The sequence below is a fragment of the Corallococcus sp. M7 genome, from assembly GCF_054512695.1.
Window position 1 is genome coordinate 500874 of record NZ_CM137252.1, and the last position, 20325, is coordinate 521198.

Sequence of the window (20325 nt, forward strand, 5' to 3'; positions counted from 1 at the left end):
TGAGGAAATGAACCCGGGATTCGCGCGGTGGTTGCGGGGGAAGCGTTTGACAGGGTGCGTCCAGGTGGGTGGCCCTTATGAAAGGGGAAACAATCCGAGGGGATGGCGATGCGCGGCGTCCTTGAATGGGTGGGAGCGCCCGCGCATGGTGGCGGGGTGACGACCATTGCTCATCCCGACTTCACGGCGGCGCGGTTCAGCGGTTTCCCCGACGCGCGCTTCACCCCGGCTCCGGCGGACGGCGTGCTGCCGGAGGGCTTCTTCACCACGACGAACCTGCCCACGTACGTGCGGTTGGACGGGCGGTGGCGGATGCCGCGCGAGCCGCGCATGGACGGCGCGCTGGTGCTGGACGCGCAGGGCGAGCTCTGGGTGCGCGAGGGCCGCCGGGTGCGCGCGGGCGAGCAGGTGGTGGTGGGGAAGGCGGAGGACGGCAGCGAAGGCGTCTACGTGAACATGGCCTACCTGCAAGAGGGCGGGGAGGGCGAGTTCAAGTTCATGACGAGCGAGGTGTCGCGCGAGAAGCCCATCGACTACGCGCACATGGCGCGGCTGTTGGTGGAGGAGCGCGAGCGGGGCGGCTATCCCATCTGGGTGACGGGGCCGGCGCTGGTGCACTCGCGGGCGCGCACGGACATGACGTGGTTCGTGGAGAACGGCTTCGTGGGGGCGCTGCTCGCGGGCAACGCGGTGGCGGTGCACGACATCGAGGCGTCCATCTACGGCACGACGCTGGGGATGAGCGGCGCGGGCGAGGCGACGTCGGGCGGGCACGGGCTGCACATGCGCGCCATCAACCGGGTGCGGCAGGCGGGCTCCATCGCGAAGGCGGTGGAGGCGGGCGTCATCACCAACGGCATCATGCACGCGTGCGTGAAGCACGGCGTGCCGTTCGTGCTGACGGGCTCCATCCGGGATGACGGGCCGCTGCCGGACGTGGTGACGGACAACCTGGCGGCGCAGGACGCGATGCGCCGGCACGCGGTGAAGGCGACGATGGCGGTGCTGGTGGCCACGGCGCTGCACGCCATCGCGACGGGGAACATGCTGCCCGCGTTCGTGACGGAGAAGGACGGCTCCCTGCGGGAGCTGCCCACCATCTGCGTGGACTCGTCCGAGTTCGTGGTGAGCAAGCTGAAGGACCGCGGCACGCACCAGGCCTTCGGCGTGGTCACGAACGCGCAGGACTTCATGCACATCCTGCGGCTCTACGTGGAGCGCGAACTGGCCGCGCGAGGCACGGCGCCGAAGCCGGCGTAGTCGCGGCCGTCCCCAGGCGGATCAATAGGCTCCGCGCTGGGGGACCCGCCCTCGCTCATCCGGAATCTTGCCGTCCGCGAGGATGAGCGCTTGGGTGCAGGTGGCTTCGAATGACCAAAGGGTGAAGGCATCGCCGGGCTTCGACTTCTCCTTCATGTAGGTGATGAGTTCGTCGAACACCGTGAAGATCATGAACTCGGAACCACGGCTCCCCCGGTAGAACCAATGCTGCACGATGAGGGGGCCCTCTTCCTCCAGGACCTTGCGGAATCGTTCGAGCATCGCGTCGTCCGTGATGCGCACGCCCTGGTCACTCCAGCCGTCTTCTTCGACGATCCACATCGTGTCCCTCCTCGGAAGGTGCGTAATGAGAGCACCGGAAGGGGTTTCGAGGCCAGCGGGCCTCAGCGCTGACTGAGGGCCGGAGCGGAGACGGCCTTCCAGGCTGCGCTCGACAGTCCGCCCTCGGTGCCGAAGAGGGCGGAGTCACCGTCGGGGAGCACCGCGTAGACGCGCGGGTCGGCCAGCTTCGGCAGGGCGCGCGTCTCTCCCGTGGCCGCGTCGAAGTACGACGCGCCGAGCAGCGTGCCCACCAGCGCGCCACCGGGCACGAGCGCGGCGGAGACGATGGCGGAGGAGGGCAGACCGGGCGCGGCGCGCACGCGGGTCCACTTCGCGCCGTCGAAGTAGCTGAAGCCATCCTGGCAGGTGCCCGCGACGGCGCGCCCCTGCGCGTCGGTGGACAGCGCGGTGATCCAGTTGTCGGTGAGGTCGCGGCCGTCGTGGAAGCGCTGCCACTTCGCGCCGTCCCAGCGCAGCAGGCCCCGGTCCTCACTGCCCATCCACAGGAAGCGGCCCGAGGCTTCCCCCACGGAAGGGTGCTTGCTCCACTCCTTCGGCAGCGGCAGCCGCTTCACGAGCGACAGAGGCGCGGTGCCGGGAGTGACCAGGGACACGCCCCGGCCGTCGACCAGCGCGACTCCGTCATCCATCTGGGACACGTTGAGCACGGACAGCTTCCCCAGCTTCACGGGGTTGCGAGCCCCGTAGGCAATCTGCGTCCACGTCTTCCCGTCATGGAATCCCAGGCCATACGTGGTGGCGACGTAGAGGTTCGGTCCGTCGCTGCTGATGCCCAGCACCTGGTCGCTGGGCAGCGAGGGCGCGCGGACGGTCTGCCACCGGCCGTCCTCGCGCTGGATGCATGCGCCCCGGTCGAACGTGCCCACCACCAGCCGCCCCTGATGCCGGGCGAGCGCGGTGATGTGATTGCCGCAGAGCTGCCCGGTGGGCGTGACGCGGCGCCACCCCTTGGGTCCAAGCTTGAACACGCCGGAGGTCCGCGTGCCCGCCCACTCCGTGCTCAACACGGTGGCACCCTTGGGAACGCTCACGGCCTGGAGCGGCACGGACTCCGTCTCCCACGCGTGCACCTCGCCGTGACTGCCCACGATGCGCACGCCCTGCTCCGTCACGGTGAAGGACAGCGGCCCGGTGGGCACGTCGCGCAGCGCGGAGAGCCGGCCACTGGCGCTGATGGAGAACGCGCCCTCGGTGGTGCCCACGTCCACGCCGTCGCGCGTGTCGGAGATGAAGCGCACCGGTCCCGGCAGGGACCACGCGCGCTCGGTGCCCAGTTCGAACAGCCGCCCCTCCGCCGTGCCCGCGAAGCGCGGAGAGAACGCCGTGTACGTGGCATTCGGCGCCAGCACGGAGGCCAGTGACTCCAGCCGGCTCACGTAGTCCGGCGTGCTCGCGTCCTCGGCGGGAGGCAGGGCCTGCCAGCGCACGTCCAGCACCGGCGTCACCTGGAAGCGGGCATCCAGCGACACGAGCCCTTCATCCGTGGCGACGAAGAGCCGGTCACCCGTGGACTCCAGCGCGCGGCAGTAATGGCTGGGGAGCCCGTCCTCCACCGTGAGCACGCGCACCGGGCGGCCAGCGGGCGTGAACAGCTCCAGGCCGCCTTCGGTGCACGCGACGACGTGGCCGCTGAACGGCTTCAGGTCGTGCACGGTCTCGGTGTTGGTGACGGTGGAGGCCAGGGCCAGGGCGGTGAGGGTGGAGAGCATCATGCGCCACCCCTATTGCGAACCCCGGGCCAGCCCGGTGTGTGTCCCCGGAGCCGCACCCGCGGCGGCCCGGTTGATATGGTCGAGCGGGGGGGATTGGGGCCGGGCCTCCGTGGGAGTCCACGACATGCTGCGTTCTGCTTCTTCCCTGGCGACGGCGCTCGCGCTCGCCATCCTCTGCGCTTGTGATTCCGATTCGTGCGAGGACGCCGACTGCGGTCCGGGCCAGTGTGTGACGTCCTCCGGAGAGGCCGTGTGCACCTGCCCCCAGGGCTACGTCCCGGCGGCACTGTCCTGCAGGCGGGACGTGCGCGAGGGGGATGACCATGGGGACTACCTCGAGGCCGCGACCCCCGTGGAGCTCATGGACCCCTCCTCCCCATGGGTGGACGCGAACCTGGACAGCCGTGAGGACGTGGACCTGTTCTCGTTCCACGTCACGGCCGGCCGCATCTATCGATTCAGCTGCCAGAGCCTCATCGCCAGCTACGCCCCGTCCTGCCGTGTCGAGCTCCTCGGAGCGGACGGGCTCAAGTTGGCGGGCTCGGAGGGCACGGGGGGCCCTACGCACTTCCATGCGTCCGTGCTCGCCACGCAGGAGGGCACCGTGTACGCCCGCGTGCGGAGCAACTCCGCCGCCTCCACCTACTTCGACCCCTCGTACAAATACTCGCTGCTGGACCGGGGGCCGGACGAGTTCGCGGACACCCTCACGGAGGCCCCCGTGGTGCCCGTCGGTACTGTCTCGGGGAAGGTCGAGCCCTATGGCGATGTCGACGTCGTCGCGCTGGACGCCGTCGCGGGCCGTGCCTACCGGTTGAGTTGCAGCGTGAGCACCTCCGTCAATCACTGCGGCATGCGAGTGCGCGGCCCCGGGGGCGAGGTGCTGTACGAGTCGGCGATGTACGACGTACGACCGACGCTCGCGACGTTCGACCTCCAGGGGATGCCGGAAGGCCGTTATACGGTCGAGCTGTTCTTCACCGACGGGCTTCTCTTCTCCGACAGCGTGGGGGACTACACGTTCTCCATCGCCGACCTGGAGCCCTGAGCGCGCGGCTAGCGAGCAGTGCCCGCCGGGACCCCGAGGCGCTGCTCATAGGCCTCCAGCGTCCGCTTCCAGGCGGGCCGCGCCTCACAGCGCTCTCGATAGGCGGAGACGCGGGGGAAGCCTTCGAGCACGCCCGCGTTGCGCACCTCGCGCAGCACCGTGGTCATCAGGATGTCCGCCACGGTGAAGGCCTCGCCGGCGACATACGGACGCTCCCGCAGCCAGTCCTCGAGCGCGGCCAGATGGTGCTCGGCGTACTTCACCAGGCCGGGACGCCGCTGCTCGCCGGTGGGGTCGGAGGCGCCGAGCAGGTCGATCATGATGATCTGCGACAGCGGGAGCTCCACCGTGGTGAGCGCGGCGAAGCACCAGCGCGTCACCTGGGCGCGACCCTGGAGGTCCGCGGGCATCAACTGGCCCGTCTTCTCCGCCAGGTACAGCAGGATGGCGCCCGTCTCGGTAAGCACGAAGCCGTCGTCATCGAGCACCGGCACCTGACGGAACGGGTTCAGCCGCTGGTACGCCTCTCCTCGGGTTTCCCCCGCGGGATGATCCACGCCGTGCACCCGGTAGGGCAGCTCCAGTTCTTCAAGGGCCCACAGGACGCGCAAGTCGCGCGTGAGTCCTACGACCTTCGAATGGACGCGGCCAAAGCCATACACAGTGAGCATCGCGGCATTGTCGGTGCCATGCCGAGCACTGTCGAGGCAGAACCCGCGGGTGGCGGCGCGCTCCAGGAAGCGCGCCGCCAATGCGTCGCTAGAACGACTCTTCCGGAACCTCCATCAGGTCCAGGTTGCCGTTCTCCACCATGCGCGCCGCGTGCGCGATGCCGGGCAGCACCTCATGGCAGTACCAGCGGGCGCTGGCCACCTTGCCGCCGTAGAACGCCTTGTCGCCGGGGTTGGACTTCATCCGTTCCAGCGCCACGGCCGCGTGGCGCACCAGCAGCCAGCCGATGATGACCTCCGCCACCGCGAACAGCACGCGGTTGCCCTGGAAGCCCACGTGGTAGACGGACTCGCCCAGCTTGCCCATCAGCGTGCCGAGCAGCGTCTGCAGGTGGCCCACCGCCTCGCCCAGCGCGGCGCGCTCGGTCTTCAGCTCCGGACCGCCCTCGTCGCCATCCGCCGTCGCACGGACGCGCTCCAGCAGCCCCATCAGCGTCGCGCCGCCGTCGCGCGCCACCTTGCGCATCAGCAGGTCCAGCGCCTGGATGTGCGTGGTGCCCTCGTAGAGCGAGTCGATCTTCTGGTCCCGGATGTACTGCTCCACCGGGTAGTCCGTGAGGAAGCCCGAACCGCCGTGCACCTGGAGCGACAGGGACAGCAGCTCGTACGCCTTCTCCGAGCTGTACCCCTTCACCAGCGGCAGCAGCATGTCGTTGAGCACGTCCGCCTCGCCCGCCGCGGTGGAGCGGTGGCCGCCCTGGAGCTCCACCTGGTCCTGCACGGACGCGGTGAACAGGGCCAGCGCGCGCAGGCCTTCCGCGTGCGCCTTTTGCGCCATCAGCATGCGGCGCACGTCCGGGTGCTGGAGGATGTTCACGCGCGGCGCCGTCTTGTCGCGCGCCTTGCCCAGGTCGCTGCCCTGCACGCGGTCCTTCGCGAACGACAGCGCGCGGAAGTAGCCCGCGGAAAGCGCGGCCATGGACTTGAGGCCTACCGCCATGCGCGCGTTCTCGATGATGTGGAACATCTGCCGGATGCCGTCGTGGACCTCGCCCAGCAAGAGGCCGCGCGTGGGCTTGCCGTCGCCGAACGTCAACTCGCACGTGACGGACCCCTTCAGGCCCATCTTCTTCTCCAGCTTGGTGCACACGACGTTGTTGTGCTCACCCAGGCTGCCGTCCTCGTTCACCCAGTACTTGGGCACCACGAACAGCGACAGGCCCTTGGTGCCCGGCGCCGCGCCTTCCGGACGCGCGAGCACCATGTGGATGATGTTCTCCGCGATGTCCGACTCGCCGTTGGTGATGAAGCGCTTGACGCCTTCAATCTCCCAGACGTCGCCGTCCACGTGACGGGCCTTGGTGCGCGCGGCGCCCACGTCGCTGCCCGCGTCCGGCTCCGTCAGCACCATGGAGCCGCTCCAGCGCTTGTCCAGGATGTGCGGCAGGAAGCGCTGCTTCTGCGAGTCCGTGCCCAGCTTGTCGATGACGCGCGCGAGCAGGTTGCCCAGCGTGAAGAACGCCAGCGCGGGGTTGGAGCCCAGGAGCAGCTCGAACGCGGCCCAGCCCAGCGACGGCGGCGCGCCCAGGCCGCCCAGGTGCGGGGGCGTCTCCAGCAGGTGCATGCCCGCGTCGTAGTAGGCGCCCATCGCGGCCTTGAGGCCGGGGGGCAGCTTCACCTCGCCGTTCTCCAGCTTCGGCGGGTTGTGCTCGGACTCGTCGAAGCTCTTCGCCAGCTCCTGCGTGCACAGCTGCGCGAACGTCTGGAGCGTCTGCCGGGCCGCCGTCTCGTCCAGGTCCCCGAAGGGCGCCTTGCCCAGCGACGTGTGGCCGATGTCCAGGAACTCGAAGAGGTTGAACTCAATATCGCGGAGGTTGGGCGTGTAGTGCAGGGACGACGACATCGAAGGACTCCTCGCGGCCGGGTGCCAAAGAAACAGCCCCGCGCCGGTGAAGGCGCGGGGCCGCAAGCGGACCGCCAGGGTACCCGAGATTGATTCGCGGGTCAGTCACGCCGAGCGTGGATGACGCGCAGCGTCTCGCGGCGCTCGAAGCGGTTGCCGGCGGCGTCGCGGGCGACGAACACCAGCTCGTAGGAACCGGCGGGCGTGCCCTCCGGGATGACGAGCGACTTGTTGAAGCGCAGGCCGTCCGTCGAGTCGAAGAGGTGCTGGTCCTCGCCGAAGAGGTCGCCGTACACGCTGACCTCCTGCGTGGCCTCCACCGCGTCCACGTCCAGCGTCAGCGTGTCACCGGGGGCGAGCTCCTTCTGGGAGAGGATGACGTCGAAGTCGTTGCCCTTGGAGTCCAGGCGGTAGCGAACCTCGCTGCGCTCCACGCGGCCGTCCGCCAGCTCCGCGATGATGAACACGGTGTAGTAGCCATCCGCGACACCCAGCGGCACGAGGAACCGGCCGCGCCACGAACGGGTGAGGTTGTCGAACGTGAGCGGCTTCACCAGGCCGAAGGGGAAGTAGGCGGTGACGCGGCGGGCGTTGCGCGGGGCGCGCACGGAGATGATGGGGTCACCGGGGGGAATCTCCTCGCGGCTGAGGGCGCCCGCGACCATGCCGTCGGGGAGCTGCACGGGGACCATCTCGCGGATCGTCTCGCCGTCGGGGTTCGTGCGGGCCACCTGCTCCACCGCGACGAAGGACGTGTAGCGGCTCATCAGGTGGTACTGGAGCGCGGTGTCGGTGATGCCCTGGATGACTTCGGGCGTCTCGCCACGGTAGCCCTCCACGGTGAGCTCCTCGATGCGCTGGCGGGCCCAGAGGCTCTTGAGCGAGTCGTGCTCCGGAGCGGCTTCGGGGAAGTGCACGGGCACGTCGAAGTGGCGGACCTGGCCACGCACGCGGCCGGAGATGCGGAGGACGCCGTCACCGGTGCCGGTGAACTTGCCCACGAGGAACAGCGGCTGGCCGGCGAAGAGGTCCGGCACGGACTTCGGGTACACGTCGCTGACGGGCAGGCCTTCCGTGTCCACGTTGACGGAGGTGAGGACGGGGCCGCGCATGCGCTGCTCGAACTCGCGGGCGACGTCCTCCTCCGGGCGGTTGAGGTTGACGAGGGTGGAGGCGCCGCGGCCCAGCTCACCCATCTTGGTGATGAGGTAGCGGTTGGTGCTGGAGCCCACGCCGGCGGAGAAGATGCGCGTCTCTTCACGCAGGTGCTGCTGGAGCGTGGAGAGGACCTGCTCGTCACCACCGATGAGGCCGTCCGTCATGAAGAGCACCATGCGCAGGCGGGCGGGGTCGTTGGCGGGGACCATGGCTTCGCGGGCAGCGATGTTCACGTCGGTGCCGCCACCGCCCCAGAAGTTGGCGACGTAGGGCAGGGCGTTCTGGATGTTCTCCGGCGTGGCGGGGACGGCGGTGGGCGCGAACTTGGTCACCTGCGTGTCGAAGTTGAGGACCTGGAAGGTGTCCTCGGGCATCAGGTGGGTGAGCACCTCCTTCGTGATGGCCTTGGACTTCTCGATGGCCAGACCGGACTGCGAGCAGGACGTGTCGAGCACCATGTAGAGCTCGCGCGGGACGATTTCCCGCTGGGTGGGGGACAGCTGCGGGTTGAGCATCACCAGGAAGTAGCCGTGGTCCGCGCCGGGGTCGCGGTGCATGAGGACGGCGGGGCGGATGAGCGCGTCGGCGACGACGTATTCCAGGACGAAGTCCTTGTTGGGGATGCGGTCATCGCGGCCCAGGCTGACGGTGGCGCGGGACTGTCCGTCGCGCTTCACGTCCACGCGGTGGGTGGTGGAGCGCAGCGAGTGGACCGGGAGGCCCGCGTCCAGGCGCACGGTGAGCTGGATGTCATGGCCGCTGCGCGTGTCGGTGAGGACCGGGGGCGTGATGCGGCTCGCGTCGGGGACGGAGGTGGTGTCGGGCTCCACGCCTTCGCCCTGGCGCGTGGGCAGCGGTTCGCCGCCGATGTAGCGGGGGGCGACGACCATGGGGAAGCTGAAGCGGTAGGTGCCGGCGTCGTAGGTGAGGCGCTCCACGTAGTGGATGCGCACGCGGATGGTCTCACCGGGGAGGATGTTGGCGACGGACTGGGTGAAGATATTGGGGCGCTCCTGGTCGAGCAGCGCGGCCGTCTTGCCCTCGGCCTTGGCACGCTCGTAGGTGTCGCGGGCCTGCTCACGGGTCTGGATGACGCCGGTGATGACGCGCTCGCCGATGTGCATCTCCATGCCATCCACGGCGGCCAGCTCCGGCAGCGGGAAGACGTAGAGCGCTTCGAGGGGCGCGGAGTAGGGGTTCTCGAACACCTGCGTCACGGTGACGGAGGCGAGGAACCCGCTGACCTCCGCGTCCACCTGCGTCTGCTTGAGGCTGAAGGTGCGAGGTTCGGTGTCCGGGCACGCGGCGTCGGGCTGCGCACGAAAGCGGGCCACCAGGGTGCCCTGGGCGACGCCCGCGGTGGGCGAAGCGGCCGGAGGGCAGGGTTGCTGGGCGGAGGCCGGGGCGGCCAGAAGACAGACGAAGAGCGCGGCGAGCAGGACTCGCATGGTCGGGAACCTTGGTTTCAGGGTGTGCCCGGGGACATTGCAGCCCCCGGGCCAACCCCTGTTCCCCTCTGAAGAAGCAGGCCGTGTGGCTGTGAAGCCACACGGCCGTGTGTCAGCCGCCCTTGAGCTGCAGCGTGGGCACCGCGCCCTCACCGAGCACGAGGTGCACCTGACCCACCTTCGCGGCCAGGTCCTTGTACGCCTCCAGCTCCTTGAGGCGCACGAGCAGCGGGTTCTCCGCGAGCACCTTCGCCGTCTGCGCCATGGAACGCGTCGCCGCCGTCTCCTCGCGCCGCAGGATGACGTTGGCCTCCGCCTCCTTCTGCGCCTGGATGACCCGGTTGAGCAGGTCCTTCATCTCCTTCGGCAGCACCACGTCCTTGATGCCGAAGCGCAGCAGCTCCAGGCCCACGCCCTCCGCCCCCGACTTCACCTGCGCGTACAGCTCCGTGGACACGGCCTCGCGCGCGGCCAGCAGCTCGTCCAGCGTGCGCGTGGACACGGCCTCTCGCGCCGCGAGCTGCATCGCCAGGTAGAGGATTTCATCCGGCGCCCGCGCCACCACCGCCAGCCGCCGCGCGTCCACCACCCGGTACGCTGCGGACAGGTTGAGCCGCAGCGTCACGCGGTCCTTCGTCATCACCTCCTGGCCGGTGACATGGAGCAGCTTCTCGCGCAGGTCGATGACCGCGAACTGCACCTTGTTCGCGACCGTCCACGCCGCGTGACGGCCCGGCGGCAGGACGGCGTCCAGCACGCCGTTCACGTACCGCAGCGCCACCGTGCCCTCCGTGGCCGTGGTCTCCACGTAGTCGCTGGCCGGAATCAGCGCGCGCACCTCGTCCCGCGGGGGCTCCGTCGCCACCCCGGACACGTCCACGCGCTCCACCCGCACGGTCGGCGTCTCGGGCCGACCGGTACGACCGGGCAGCCGCTGCGCCGTCCACACCTGGTGCTGGCCCCGTCCCAGCCACCGCACCGGCTGGCCGTGATGGAAGACCACCGCGCGCTCGTCCGCGCCCAGCTCCACCACCTGGAGGTCCTTCTCCGGCACCAACGCGAGCTTGGCTTCATCCAGCCGGGTGACCGGTGGCTCCAGCGGCACGCGCTCGAAGCGGACGGTCTGGAACGGACGCACCACCCAGTGCCGGCCCGGCCCCAGGTACTGCTCCGCCTTCCCGTTCACCACGACGAACAGCCGCTCGTTCTGCGCCACTTCCACCCGACCGATGCCCATGACACGTCACCTCGACGACAAGAAAAGAGTGCAGCCCGGATGCTGGGAAAGGACCCCGCCGTCCCACGGGCGCGTCGCGCGAACAGACCGTCCGGATCCGCGTTCAGCCTCCCGGGCTTCCGCACCGGATGCCGGTCACGGACGGCGACCGGAGCGTTCCGCGTGATGCACGGAAGCCTCCGGAGGCCCTGGCGGCCAGCCAGTGTGCGGCGTGGGGAGGAGGACGCGGTGGACTCGCGTTGACACCAGCGAAAAACGACGGGGTCCCGATGAACGAAGGAATCGAACCTTCAAATGCGAGAGTGACCGTCTCGTGCTCTACCGTTGAGCTAGTTCAGGTTGTGCCCAGCCAAGGGCCTCGATGCGCGCCTCACGGTATGGCGTGCGACCGGTACGGCCTTCGATATGAAAGGAACCTCGGGCGGTGATGGCCGTGAGGAACGTCCGAACCCCATGCCCCGGCGCAAAGCGCCCCCGCATGGAACCGGACGCCTCGGGACAACCCCGTGCGCCCCCCTGAAGCTGCCGACGAGGCCACCGGACGCAGGCGCGCGGAAATCCTGACGGCGCCTCTCTTCAGCCGCGCGTCACGTCCCACCAGCCGAACCACATCACGCGCTCCTCGGCCATCAGCTCCCAGCCGGGCCCGTGTACGTACTCGCGGACCCGCAGGCCCGCGGCCTCCACCGCGCGCGCCGTCTCCTCCGCGCTGTACAGGTGCAGCGTCACGTCCGTGTCCGCCGTGCGCACCTGGCGCGTGGGCGCTTCGTGCGCCTCCAGCCCGGGCCTGCGCTCCAGCACCGTGAACAACATCCGTCCGCCCGGCTTCAGCACCCGGCCCAGGTGCTCCATCACGCGCAGCAGGTCGTCACAGAAGTCCAGGCACCCAATCACCAGCACGACATCGAACGTGCCCAGGTCCTCCGGCACCGGATCCGTATAGCTGTGCACGCGCCACGTGCCGGACGGCCGTGAGCGCTTCGCCAGCTCCAGCATCTCCGGCGCCAGGTCCAGGCCCACCACGTCCACGGACGCGTCCAGCCCTCGCGTGTGCAGCGCCGGGCCACAGCCCATGTCCAGCACGCGCATCCCCGGCTTCATCACGTCCGCGAGGAATCTCTCCACGCGGTCGCCGTAGCGATGCAGGGACGGGTAGAGCACCTCGTAGGCGGAGGCGATCTCCCCGTACACCCGCGCGACGGCGGCCTCTTCACTCCTGCCGCCGTCGACCTCGTCCGCCATTGTCGTGCGCTCCCTCGGGTGAACAGGATGCGCACGCTCTATCACGCGACGCCGTTGGACCCGGGTCCAGGCTTGCGGAACACCGCGAGCGACCGTCCGGCCATCTCGAACTTCCCGGGCTTCATCTCCTCGTCGCCGCGCTTGTCGTCCGCCGTGTACAGCTCCAGCCGCCACGCGCCGCCCTCGCCCGGCGGCGGCACCGTGAAGGTCACCGTGTCGTGGTGCGCGTTGAGCAGCACCAGCAGCGAGTCGCCGTTCACGCGCTGGCCCCGCTCATCCGGCGTGGGGATGGCGTCGCCGCCCAGGAGGAACGCCAGCGAGCGCACGAAGGGCTTCTGCCAGTCCTCCGCGCCCATCTCCGTGCCGTCCGGCCGGAACCACGCCAGGTCCTTGTGCTCGGACTCCCACAGGTGCTCGCCCTGGAAGAAGCGGCGGCGCTGCAACACCGGCTGCCCGTGGCGGAACTGGATGAGCTTGCGCGTGAACTCCAGGAGGTCCTGGCGCGTCTTGTCCAGGTTCCAGTCCACCCACGACAGCTCGTTGTCCTGGCAGTAGGCGTTGTTGTTGCCCTGCTGCGTGCGGCCCATCTCGTCGCCCGCGACGATCATCGGCACGCCCGTGGACAGGAACAGCGATGCCAGCAGGTTGCGCTTCTGGCGCTCGCGCAGGGAGATGATGTCCTTGTTGTCCGTCTCCCCCTCCACGCCGCAGTTCCACGCCTGGTTGTCATCCGCGCCGTCGCGGTTGTGCTCGCCGTTGGCCTCGTTGTGCTTGCTGCTGTACGTGACCAGGTCGTGCAGCGTGAAGCCGTCATGCGCGGTGACGAAGTTGATGGACGCCTGCGGACGCCGGCGCGCCGCCGCGAACAGGTCCGCGCTGCCCGTGAGCCGGTAGCCCACCTCCGCGGCCTGGTTCTCGTCGCCCTTCCAGTACTTGCGCAGCGCGTCCCGGTACTTGCCGTTCCACTCGTGCCACGGCGCCGGGAAGCCGCCCACCTGGTAGCCGCCGAGCCCCACGTCCCACGGCTCCGCGATGAGCTTCACGCGGGAGAGCACCGGGTCCTGGTTGATGATCTGGAAGATGGGCGCGTTCGGGTCGTAGCCGCCCTTGCCCATGCGGCCCAGCACCGTGGCCAGGTCGAAGCGGAACCCGTCCACGTGCATCTCCTCCACCCAGTAGCGCAAGCTGTCCACGATGAAGCGCGCCGTCTGAGGGTTGGAGGCATTGAGGCTGTTGCCGCACCCGGTGAAGTCCAGGTAGTGCCGCGCCTCCGGCATGGTCCAGTAGTACGACGCGTTGTCGATGCCCTTGAACGACAGCGTGGGGCCCAGGTGGTTGCCCTCGCACGTGTGGTTGTACACGACGTCGAGGATCACCTCGATGCCCGCTGCGTGCAGCGCCTTCACCATCGACTTGAACTCGGCCACCGCGCCGCCCGGCGTCTTGCGGCTGGCGTAGCGCTGCTCCGGGGAGAAGTAGTTCAGCGTGCTGTAGCCCCAGAAGTTCGACAGGCCCTTGTCGTTGAGGAACGAGTCGTCCGCGAACTCCTGCACCGGCAACAGCTCCACCGCGGTGACGCCCAGCTTCTGCAGGTGCTCGATGATGGCCGGCGAGCCCAGGCCCGCGTACGTGCCGCGCTGGTGCTCCGGCACGCCCGGGTGGCGCATGGTGAGGCCGCGCACGTGGGCCTCGTAGATGACCGTCTTGCGCCACGGGATGTCCAGGCGCCGGTCGTTGCCCCAGTCGAAGAAGTCGCTCACCACCACGCCCTTGGGCATGCCGGCCGCGCTGTCGCGCTCGTCGCGCATCAGGTCCTTCTTCGGATGCTCCAGGGGGTAGCCGAACACCGGCTGCTTCCAGTCCACCTCGCCGTACAGCGCCTTGGCGTAGGGGTCGACGAGCAGCTTGTGCGGGTTGCAGCGGTGCCCCTTCTCCGGCTCGTAGGGGCCGTGCACGCGCAGGCCGTACAGCGTCCCGGGCTCCAGGTCCGGCACGTAGCCGTGCCAGACGAACTCGGTGCTCATCGGCAGGTCGAAGCGTTCAATCTCCTTCGTGGGGTCCGCCCGGTCGAAGAGACACACCTCCACGCGTGTGGCCACCTGCGAGTAGACCGCGAAGTTGGTGCCAGAGCCGTCGAAGGTCGCGCCACGCGGCCAGGGCTTGCCCGGCCAGACTTCCCGCTTGCCGCTCATGCGTCTCACTCGATTCCGTGGGGAAACTGCCGACGGAATGTGGGTGCGACGGCGCTACGCGGCAAGACGTCTGGGCGCGCTGACTGTCCACCGGGCAGCGCTTTGGCAAGTGGTCGGTGCTGAAACGAATGCCCGCCGTCAGGCGGCGACGGCGTGGTCCAGTGAACGCCAGGTGCCCAGGGCCCAGTCCTGCTCGTCCGGATCATCGAAGCTGACCACGCAGAGGGCGCGGCGGTTGCCGGAGCGGCACAGGGCCGTCAGCCGGCACTCGCCGGGGCCCATGTGCAGGGACGCGCGGCCGCTGACGCGGGCGCCATGGTGCTCCAGCTCCAGGGCCTTGCGCTCCGGGCTGGTGGGCGCCAGCTGCTCCTCCGCGGAGTCCTCCAGGGGCACCACGCGCACGGTGCGGCGGTGGTCCCGGGCCACCCAGCTGCCGTCCCGCAGGCGCGCCTCCGCCAGGGAGCCGGGGATGCGAATCTCCCAGCCCTCGGGGAGCGCCACCTGCACGGAGCCCCGCCGGTAGCCGATGGGCGGCCCCACGCCGGGCGACTCCAGGGCGCGGCGGTGGACCTCCTCCGCCACCGTCCCGCCCATGCCCAGGTAGCCGAGCACCTCCTGCCACTCGCGCCACGGGTAGGGGAGCGAGGGGTCCTCGCGCCAGGCCTGCTCCAGCAGCCGGGCCACGTCGCGCAGGCGCTGGCGCTCCTCGTCCAGCAGCGGCGGGCGCCAGACGACGTCCGTCCACAGCCGGCACAGGGCGCGCGTGTAGCGCTCGCGGGCGTCCACGCCGGGGTTCCACCAGGGGAACACGTCCGCGCCCTGGCGCGGGTCTTCATGCGCGGTGCGCAGCCAGCGCTCGTCGCGAGGCCCCATGGGCGTGAGCAGCGCGCCCGGGTGCTGGAAGGTGTGGCCGAAGCGCATGGACAGCGCGAAGCCGGAGTTGCCCAGGTCGCGCATGCGCAGCACCTGGCCCACCGAGTGCTGGAGCCAGCCCAGGAAGTGCTTCTCCACCATGTCCACGTCACCGCCGTGGAAGTAGCCCGTGGCGTCGCCCACGCCGGCGTCCTCGTCGGGCGGGGCCCAGGAGATGCCGTGCAGGTCGCCCAGCCCCTTGAGCAGGTCCACCAGGTAGCGGTGGTAGCCGGGCCCCGCGGCGCTGGTCTCCGCGGAGACGACGACGCGCTCCTGGGTCGTCGCGAGCAGCAACACCTCCGGCGCGGCCGGGTGCAGGCGCAGGTGCAGCACGGGCGCCCCCTGGGGGCCCTCCTCGATGTGGCTGCCCTCCAGCACGCCTTCGGCCACCTGCTGGAACCACGCCTCCACGCGTTGCAGCCAGGGCAGGGACGCCTCCGGGGGGGCGAACAGCGGATCGCTTGCTCCTCGTCGGCCTGCCAGCAACAGCTTCATGCGTTGGACGCTTTCGGTGTGGGTGCGTGCTGCCTGGACCTCTTTGGATAAGCCCCCGGCCGCTCCCTGTCATCCAAGAGAAACGCATTCCGGAGGCCGGGGGGCATGCGGACGGGGGGGCGCCCGGTGGCGCAAAGCCCCCGCCCACCCCAACCTCAGAGGGGAAAGGAGGCGTTCGTCATGAGCAAGAAAGACGTGCTGCACATCCCCTTGGAGGACCTGCCTCCAGCGCGCGAAGCCGGGACGGAAGAGGAGCGGCGTGAGCGCCACGTGCCGTCCACCTTCGACCCGGGTGGCGGTCCCGGCAATGGGCCGGGTGACAACGGGAGCCCGCGCATCATCGAACCGGTGGGCCAGCCCTTCTCGCCAGGCGTCAAGGTGAGCTGATCATCCAGGCCTCGCTGTCTTCATGACCCCGCTGACGCCTTCCGGGCGTCGGCGGGGTCTTGTCGTTCGCGCCGGGCGCCGGCCGCTGGAAACGGCGAAGCGCCCGCGACCGGTGAAGGCCGCGGGCGCTTCCATTCATCCCAGGAAGGGACTAGCGCGTGGTGCCGTTGTTGGGCGCCATCGTGCCGGTGGAGTCCGGCACCGGCGTGGTCATGTTGCCCTTGGCGCCCGAGCTGTTCGGGTCGAGCGTGGCGTCATTGGGCAGGCTGCTGTCGTCCGGGATGGCGCTGTCGTCCGTGTCCATGCCGGAGCCGCCCGTGCCCGGCTCGGTCATCTCGCCGTCGTGCACGCCGGGCTCGGCCTCGCCGGTGCCCGCGCCGCCCGTGGCCGGGTCCAGGGTGCCGTCGTTGGTGGCGGGCGGCAGCGTGGAGTCATCCGTCGTGCCGGAGCCGCCGGTGCTCATGTCCGACGGAGGCAGTGTCGAGTCCTGCGAGGTACTGCCCGTGTCGTAGCCGGAGCCGCCGCTGCTGGGAGGCGGCGTGGTGGTGGTGCCGGAGCCGGAAGTGTCCGTGCCCGTGCCGCTGGAGTCCGTGGGCATGGTGGAGTCGGAGGCCGGCGTCGGCTCGGTGCCGCGCGTCGCGGACTGGTCCGACTTACAGCCCGTGCCGAGCGCAAGCGCGCCCGCGAGAACCGCCGCCACCGTCAGCTGGGTCTTCAGGAACTTCTTCATGTGGATTCCCCCGAGTAGGAGTCTGACTGCTTGAAAGGTCCTGGCTGCCTGCACGACCGAAGGTGAGCAGGCCCCGGGGTGTGTGCAGGGGTGGCTCATCCGCCTGCCTGCTCGGGGGACGGCATGGGCGGACGCAAGGGGAGGGTTGCACGAGACGGACGTGTCCTCCGCGCGCCAGGCCCGCTGGCCCGGAGTGCGAGCCAGCGAGCCGGGCATGGAGGGCCCGGGGACTCAGGGGCTCGGGGGCTGGGTCACGTTGCCGCCACCGAGCGGCGTCACGGAGTTGCTGGACGTGTTGCTGTCCGGCGACAGCGTGGGCTGCGAGCCTGTGATGGCCGGCGGCGTCGTGCCGGTGGCCGGAGGCAGCACCGCGCCCGTGCTGGACATGGTGCCCGTGGGCGTCCCCGGCGTGACGGTGCTGTTGGAGGCGCCCGGCAGCATGGTGCCGGGCGTCGTCGTGGCGGGCGGCATCAGCGCGCCCATGGTGGCGGTGGAGCCCGTGGAGCCCGCCACGGTGGTGCTGGTGCCGGGGGCCAGCACCGCGCCGGTGCCCGTCACGGTGGTGGCCGAGCCGGGCGCCACCACGGTGCCCGCGCCCGTCACGGTGGTGGCGTTGCCAGGGCTGGGCGGCAGGGTGTCCGGCGAGTTGCCGGAGACGAACGGCTGGGCGCTGTACGGCTGCGGAATCACCGCGCCCGTGGACGTGCCGCCGCCGCCCGTCCCCGTGTTCGCGCCGGTGATGTCGCCAATGGGCTGCGTCGTCGGACTGGCCGACGCGCCATTGATGGGGTTGGGGGTGCCCGGCGCGGCCCCCGGGTTCGGCTGGCTGGTGGTGATGGCGCCCGCGGAGTTCGGATCCACCTGCGCGTGCGCGGAGCCCAGCGCCAGGGTGCCCGCCGCCACGCTCATCCAGATCCATTGCTGAGACATCGCTCTCACTCCTTCGCGGGTGTGGGGCCAGACGGACGACGCCTCGGCCTGATGGAAGGGCGTGGGCCGCGAGAGGACCCCTAGCCATCCCTGATGAGTTGCTCACCCATGCGCCGTGGGGGAACCGCACGGTGGCGCCGCTTGCGCTCGGAGAGCACCAGCAACAGCGCCGGGAAGGTCACCAGCATGATGAGCAGGTTCATCCCGAACCCCACGTTGGCCAGGGCGCCAATCGAGTTGAGGCCCGGGTGGTCCGCGAGCAGCAGCGCACCGAAGCCCACCGCACTCGTGAGCAGGCCGCCGCAGATGGCCTTCCCCGTCTCCGAGTACACCCGCACGAAGTCGCTGCGCGGTGACGCGAGCCGCGTGATGAGGTGCACGCCCGCGTCCACCGTCGTCCCGATGAGCACCGGGATGACCAGGATGTTGAGGTAGTTGAACTCCATGTCCAACAGCGGCATCAGCCCCAGCACCGCGAACAGCGACACCACCGTGGGCATCAGGCACAGCAGCGCGGTGCGCAGGCCGCCCAGCGTCATCCACATGGCCAGCAGCACCGTGAGCGTGGAGCCCATCAGGATGAACGGCGCCTCGTGCGACACCAGGTTGAAGATGTCCGCCTGCACCATGGCCTCACCGGCCACCACCGCCGGCCGGCCATCCGGCAGCGTCACCCCTCGAACCTCCTTCGCCATCCGGCGCATGGCCTGTCCGTCGGACTGGTCCGCGGACGGATACACCAGCACGAAGCCGGTGCCCGGGCCGCCGCGCCCCTGGAACTGCTGACGCACGCTGGAGGGCAGGTCCGCCTCCGTGAAGGGCTTCGCCCGCACCTGCCTGCGCAGCTCCGCCAACTGCCCGCGCTGCTCCGGGGTGAGCTGCCCTTCGGGCACGTCCTCCACCAGCTTCCCGATGTCCTTCAGGATGGCCTGCTTCTCCGCCTGCCGCTCCGGCACCAGGCTCGCGAGCGCCGCGACGAAGTCCACCGTGGAGTCCCTGCCCCGCTCCCGCTTGCGCTCCTGGAGCTCCCGGACGACCGCGGCCTCCTCCTCGCGCGAGCGCGTGAGCACCACCAGCGGGACCTGCGAATAGCCGATGAGCTGGTTGACGGCGCGGTCCAGCACGAACGAGTCCAGGCGCTGGTCCTGCAACGAGCCGATGTCGTAGTCGAACCGCAGGCGCGGCAACTGCGTGAGCAGGCCCGCCACGACGAGCGCGGACACGACGGTGAGCAGCCCGCGCCGGTGCGTGATGACGCGGCCCAGCGGCGCCTCCGTCATCTCCGTGGCGTTCGCGCGCGGCCTCCAGCCCCAGCGCGCCCCCAGCCCCAGCACCGCCGGCAGCACCAGCACGTACGCGAGGATGAGCACCAGCATGCCCACGCCCGCGATGACGCCGAACTCGCGGAACGCCGTGAGCTTGGACGTGCCCAGCACGAAGAAGGTGAGCGCCGCCACCAGCGCGGACACCAGCGCCGCGCCGCCCGTGTGCGTGAACGACTCCCGCGTGGCCCGCTCGGAGGTCCAGCCCTCTCCGCGCAGCGTGAGGTAGCGCCCCAGCAGGTGGATGCCGTGCTCCACGCCCAGGCCGCCCAGGATGGCGCCCAGGAAGGCCGTGAGCAGGTTCACGCGGCCATACGCCACGGCCACCAGCCCGTAGGTCCAGGCGAGGCCCGCGCCCACCGGCGCCAGCACCATCCCCACCGCGAGCGCGCTGCGGAAGTGCAGGAACAGGTAGAGCAGCACCAGCACCGTGGCCACCGCGGAGGACACCGCCACGTCGCGGGTGATCTGCGCCTGTTGATCCATCTTCTTCTGGAACGAGCCGGTGATGGCCGTGTGGAAGCCGGGCCCGTACTTCGACAGGTCCTGCTGCCGCAGGACGCCCCGCACCTCGTTGATGATGTTCGTGGAGAAGGTGAGGTCCGCGGACGACACCTCCGGCTTGGCCAGCACCACTACGCGGCGCGCGGCGGGATCCAGGTAGTAGTCGCTGGGGTGGCTGGACAGGCGCGTCACCGCGCCGCCGCCGTACTTCTTCTCCAGGTCGGAGAAGTCCAGCGACGGAGGCGGGGCGTCATCCAGCGGCACGAAGAGCGGGTTGGCGCGCGCCTTCTCCCAGGTGAGGCGCGCGTCGATGCGGCGCTCCACCTCCTTCAGGTCCTCGGGTGACAGGAAGTAGAGCGCGTGGCTGCGGAAGAAGCTGCTGGGCCGGGTGATCTCCACGTAGCGGATGCCCGGCAGCGCCTCCAGCTTCGGCGCCAGGTCCTCCGCGAACTTCTGGAGCTGCGCCGGGTCCCCGTCCTCGCCCACCACCACCACCCACCCCTGGGCGCCGAAGCGCTCCTCCAGCGTGTGGATGGCCTGCACGCTTTCGAACGACCGGGGCAGCAGGTCCACCAGGTTCGCGTTGAGGGTCAGGTGGCGCGCGGACAGAAGCCCCACGACGGACAGCGCGAGCGCGCAGACGAGCGCCGTGAAGGGCCGGCGGTGGTTGTGCGCGGCCAGCGCACCCATCGTGCGCTCCACCCGGTGCATCCACGTGCGCTCCGCTGCTGAAGAAGGGTTCGAGGCCATCGACCATGCCTCCCAGCGGCGCCTGCCTCCTGGCAGGGCCCATGTCGAAGCAAAAGCTGGC

At 70.1% G+C, this 20325-nt stretch carries 15 protein-coding genes and 1 tRNA gene; 3 read left to right on the forward strand and 13 right to left on the reverse strand.

The genetic code is table 11. The features are described 5' to 3' along the window. The first annotated feature begins 156 nt into the window (after positions 1-156). Entirely contained in the window at positions 157-1260 is a 1104-nt protein-coding gene (locus ACX114_RS02090; protein WP_459294178.1) for a putative NPN-dependent ornithine cyclodeaminase, read from the forward strand. Between the two features lie 21 nt (positions 1261-1281). On the opposite strand, the gene ACX114_RS02095 is transcribed toward ACX114_RS02090, so the two are convergent. Together ACX114_RS02095 and ACX114_RS02100 are read right to left on the reverse strand one after the other, a co-directional pair. After that, positions 1282-1602 (reverse strand): hypothetical protein, encoded by a 321-nt coding sequence (locus tag ACX114_RS02095; RefSeq protein WP_459294180.1) that lies wholly within the window; start codon positions 1600-1602, stop codon positions 1282-1284. A gap of 62 nt (positions 1603-1664) precedes the next feature. After that, positions 1665-3335 carry a ligand-binding sensor domain-containing protein gene (locus ACX114_RS02100; RefSeq protein ID WP_459294182.1) on the reverse strand — a complete coding sequence of 557 codons (1671 nt, stop codon included), beginning with the start codon at positions 3333-3335 and terminating at the stop codon, positions 1665-1667. A 124-nt stretch (positions 3336-3459) separates the two neighbouring features. On the opposite strand from ACX114_RS02100, the gene ACX114_RS02105 reads away from it, so the two are divergent. Continuing rightward, the gene (locus ACX114_RS02105; RefSeq protein ID WP_459294184.1) at positions 3460-4383 is read left to right on the forward strand and encodes a hypothetical protein; all 924 of its coding nucleotides are present in this window, start codon (positions 3460-3462) and stop codon (positions 4381-4383) included. A gap of 8 nt (positions 4384-4391) precedes the next feature. On the opposite strand, the gene ACX114_RS02110 is transcribed toward ACX114_RS02105, so the two are convergent. The 8 genes from ACX114_RS02110 to ACX114_RS02145 all read right to left on the reverse strand — a co-directional run bounded on the left by ACX114_RS02110 (position 4392) and on the right by ACX114_RS02145 (position 15641). Further along, positions 4392-4994 carry a glutathione S-transferase family protein gene (locus tag ACX114_RS02110; protein WP_459294186.1) on the reverse strand — a complete coding sequence of 201 codons (603 nt, stop codon included), beginning with the start codon at positions 4992-4994 and terminating at the stop codon, positions 4392-4394. A gap of 148 nt (positions 4995-5142) precedes the next feature. Beyond that, complete coding sequence (locus ACX114_RS02115; protein WP_459294188.1) at positions 5143-6957, reverse strand: acyl-CoA dehydrogenase; 1815 nt, start codon at positions 6955-6957, stop codon at positions 5143-5145. A gap of 101 nt (positions 6958-7058) precedes the next feature. After that, the gene (locus ACX114_RS02120) at positions 7059-9563 is read right to left on the reverse strand and encodes a VIT domain-containing protein (protein WP_459294190.1); all 2505 of its coding nucleotides are present in this window, start codon (positions 9561-9563) and stop codon (positions 7059-7061) included. Between the two features lie 112 nt (positions 9564-9675). After that, positions 9676-10800, reverse strand: a complete 1125-nt coding sequence (locus tag ACX114_RS02125; protein ID WP_459294192.1) for a slipin family protein — start codon at positions 10798-10800, stop codon at positions 9676-9678. Positions 10801-11067: 267 nt separating this feature from the next. Further along, positions 11068-11137, reverse strand: a tRNA-Asp gene (locus ACX114_RS02130). A gap of 239 nt (positions 11138-11376) precedes the next feature. Further along, positions 11377-12042, reverse strand: a complete 666-nt coding sequence (locus ACX114_RS02135) for a class I SAM-dependent methyltransferase (protein WP_459294194.1) — start codon at positions 12040-12042, stop codon at positions 11377-11379. A 41-nt stretch (positions 12043-12083) separates the two neighbouring features. Then, positions 12084-14234, reverse strand: a complete 2151-nt coding sequence (gene glgX / locus ACX114_RS02140) for a glycogen debranching protein GlgX (protein WP_459294196.1) — start codon at positions 14232-14234, stop codon at positions 12084-12086. Between the two features lie 138 nt (positions 14235-14372). Then, positions 14373-15641, reverse strand: a complete 1269-nt coding sequence (locus ACX114_RS02145) for a hypothetical protein (protein WP_459294198.1) — start codon at positions 15639-15641, stop codon at positions 14373-14375. Between the two features lie 180 nt (positions 15642-15821). Here ACX114_RS02145 and ACX114_RS02150 point away from each other — a divergent pair, with 180 nt between their 5' ends. Then, positions 15822-16028: a hypothetical protein gene (locus tag ACX114_RS02150; protein ID WP_459294200.1), complete on the forward strand. Its 207-nt coding sequence runs from the start codon at positions 15822-15824 to the stop codon at positions 16026-16028. Between the two features lie 151 nt (positions 16029-16179). Here the strand turns inward: ACX114_RS02150 and ACX114_RS02155 are convergent, their stop codons facing one another. The 3 genes from ACX114_RS02155 to ACX114_RS02165 form a co-directional block, all read right to left on the reverse strand. After that, the gene (locus tag ACX114_RS02155; protein WP_459294202.1) at positions 16180-16758 is read right to left on the reverse strand and encodes a hypothetical protein; all 579 of its coding nucleotides are present in this window, start codon (positions 16756-16758) and stop codon (positions 16180-16182) included. A gap of 231 nt (positions 16759-16989) precedes the next feature. Further along, positions 16990-17688 (reverse strand): hypothetical protein, encoded by a 699-nt coding sequence (locus ACX114_RS02160; protein WP_459294204.1) that lies wholly within the window; start codon positions 17686-17688, stop codon positions 16990-16992. Between the two features lie 80 nt (positions 17689-17768). Next, positions 17769-20264, reverse strand: coding sequence for an efflux RND transporter permease subunit (locus ACX114_RS02165; RefSeq protein WP_459294206.1), 2496 nt, complete (start codon positions 20262-20264; stop codon positions 17769-17771). Positions 20265-20325: the final 61 nt, after the last annotated feature.

Coding starts and splice junctions, on each gene's coding strand:
- ACX114_RS02095 (WP_459294180.1), bottom strand. CDS start 1,602: ATGTGGATCGTCGAAGAAGACGGCTGGAGTGACCAGGGCGTGCGCATC.
- ACX114_RS02100 (WP_459294182.1), bottom strand. CDS start 3,335: ATGATGCTCTCCACCCTCACCGCCCTGGCCCTGGCCTCCACCGTCACC.
- ACX114_RS02105 (WP_459294184.1), top strand. CDS start 3,460: ATGCTGCGTTCTGCTTCTTCCCTGGCGACGGCGCTCGCGCTCGCCATC.
- ACX114_RS02115 (WP_459294188.1), bottom strand. CDS start 6,957: ATGTCGTCGTCCCTGCACTACACGCCCAACCTCCGCGATATTGAGTTC.
- ACX114_RS02120 (WP_459294190.1), bottom strand. CDS start 9,563: ATGCGAGTCCTGCTCGCCGCGCTCTTCGTCTGTCTTCTGGCCGCCCCG.
- ACX114_RS02125 (WP_459294192.1), bottom strand. CDS start 10,800: ATGGGCATCGGTCGGGTGGAAGTGGCGCAGAACGAGCGGCTGTTCGTC.
- ACX114_RS02135 (WP_459294194.1), bottom strand. CDS start 12,042: ATGGCGGACGAGGTCGACGGCGGCAGGAGTGAAGAGGCCGCCGTCGCG.
- glgX (WP_459294196.1), bottom strand. CDS start 14,234: ATGAGCGGCAAGCGGGAAGTCTGGCCGGGCAAGCCCTGGCCGCGTGGC.
- ACX114_RS02145 (WP_459294198.1), bottom strand. CDS start 15,641: ATGAAGCTGTTGCTGGCAGGCCGACGAGGAGCAAGCGATCCGCTGTTC.
- ACX114_RS02150 (WP_459294200.1), top strand. CDS start 15,822: ATGAGCAAGAAAGACGTGCTGCACATCCCCTTGGAGGACCTGCCTCCA.
- ACX114_RS02155 (WP_459294202.1), bottom strand. CDS start 16,758: ATGAAGAAGTTCCTGAAGACCCAGCTGACGGTGGCGGCGGTTCTCGCG.
- ACX114_RS02160 (WP_459294204.1), bottom strand. CDS start 17,688: ATGTCTCAGCAATGGATCTGGATGAGCGTGGCGGCGGGCACCCTGGCG.
- ACX114_RS02165 (WP_459294206.1), bottom strand. CDS start 20,264: ATGGCCTCGAACCCTTCTTCAGCAGCGGAGCGCACGTGGATGCACCGG.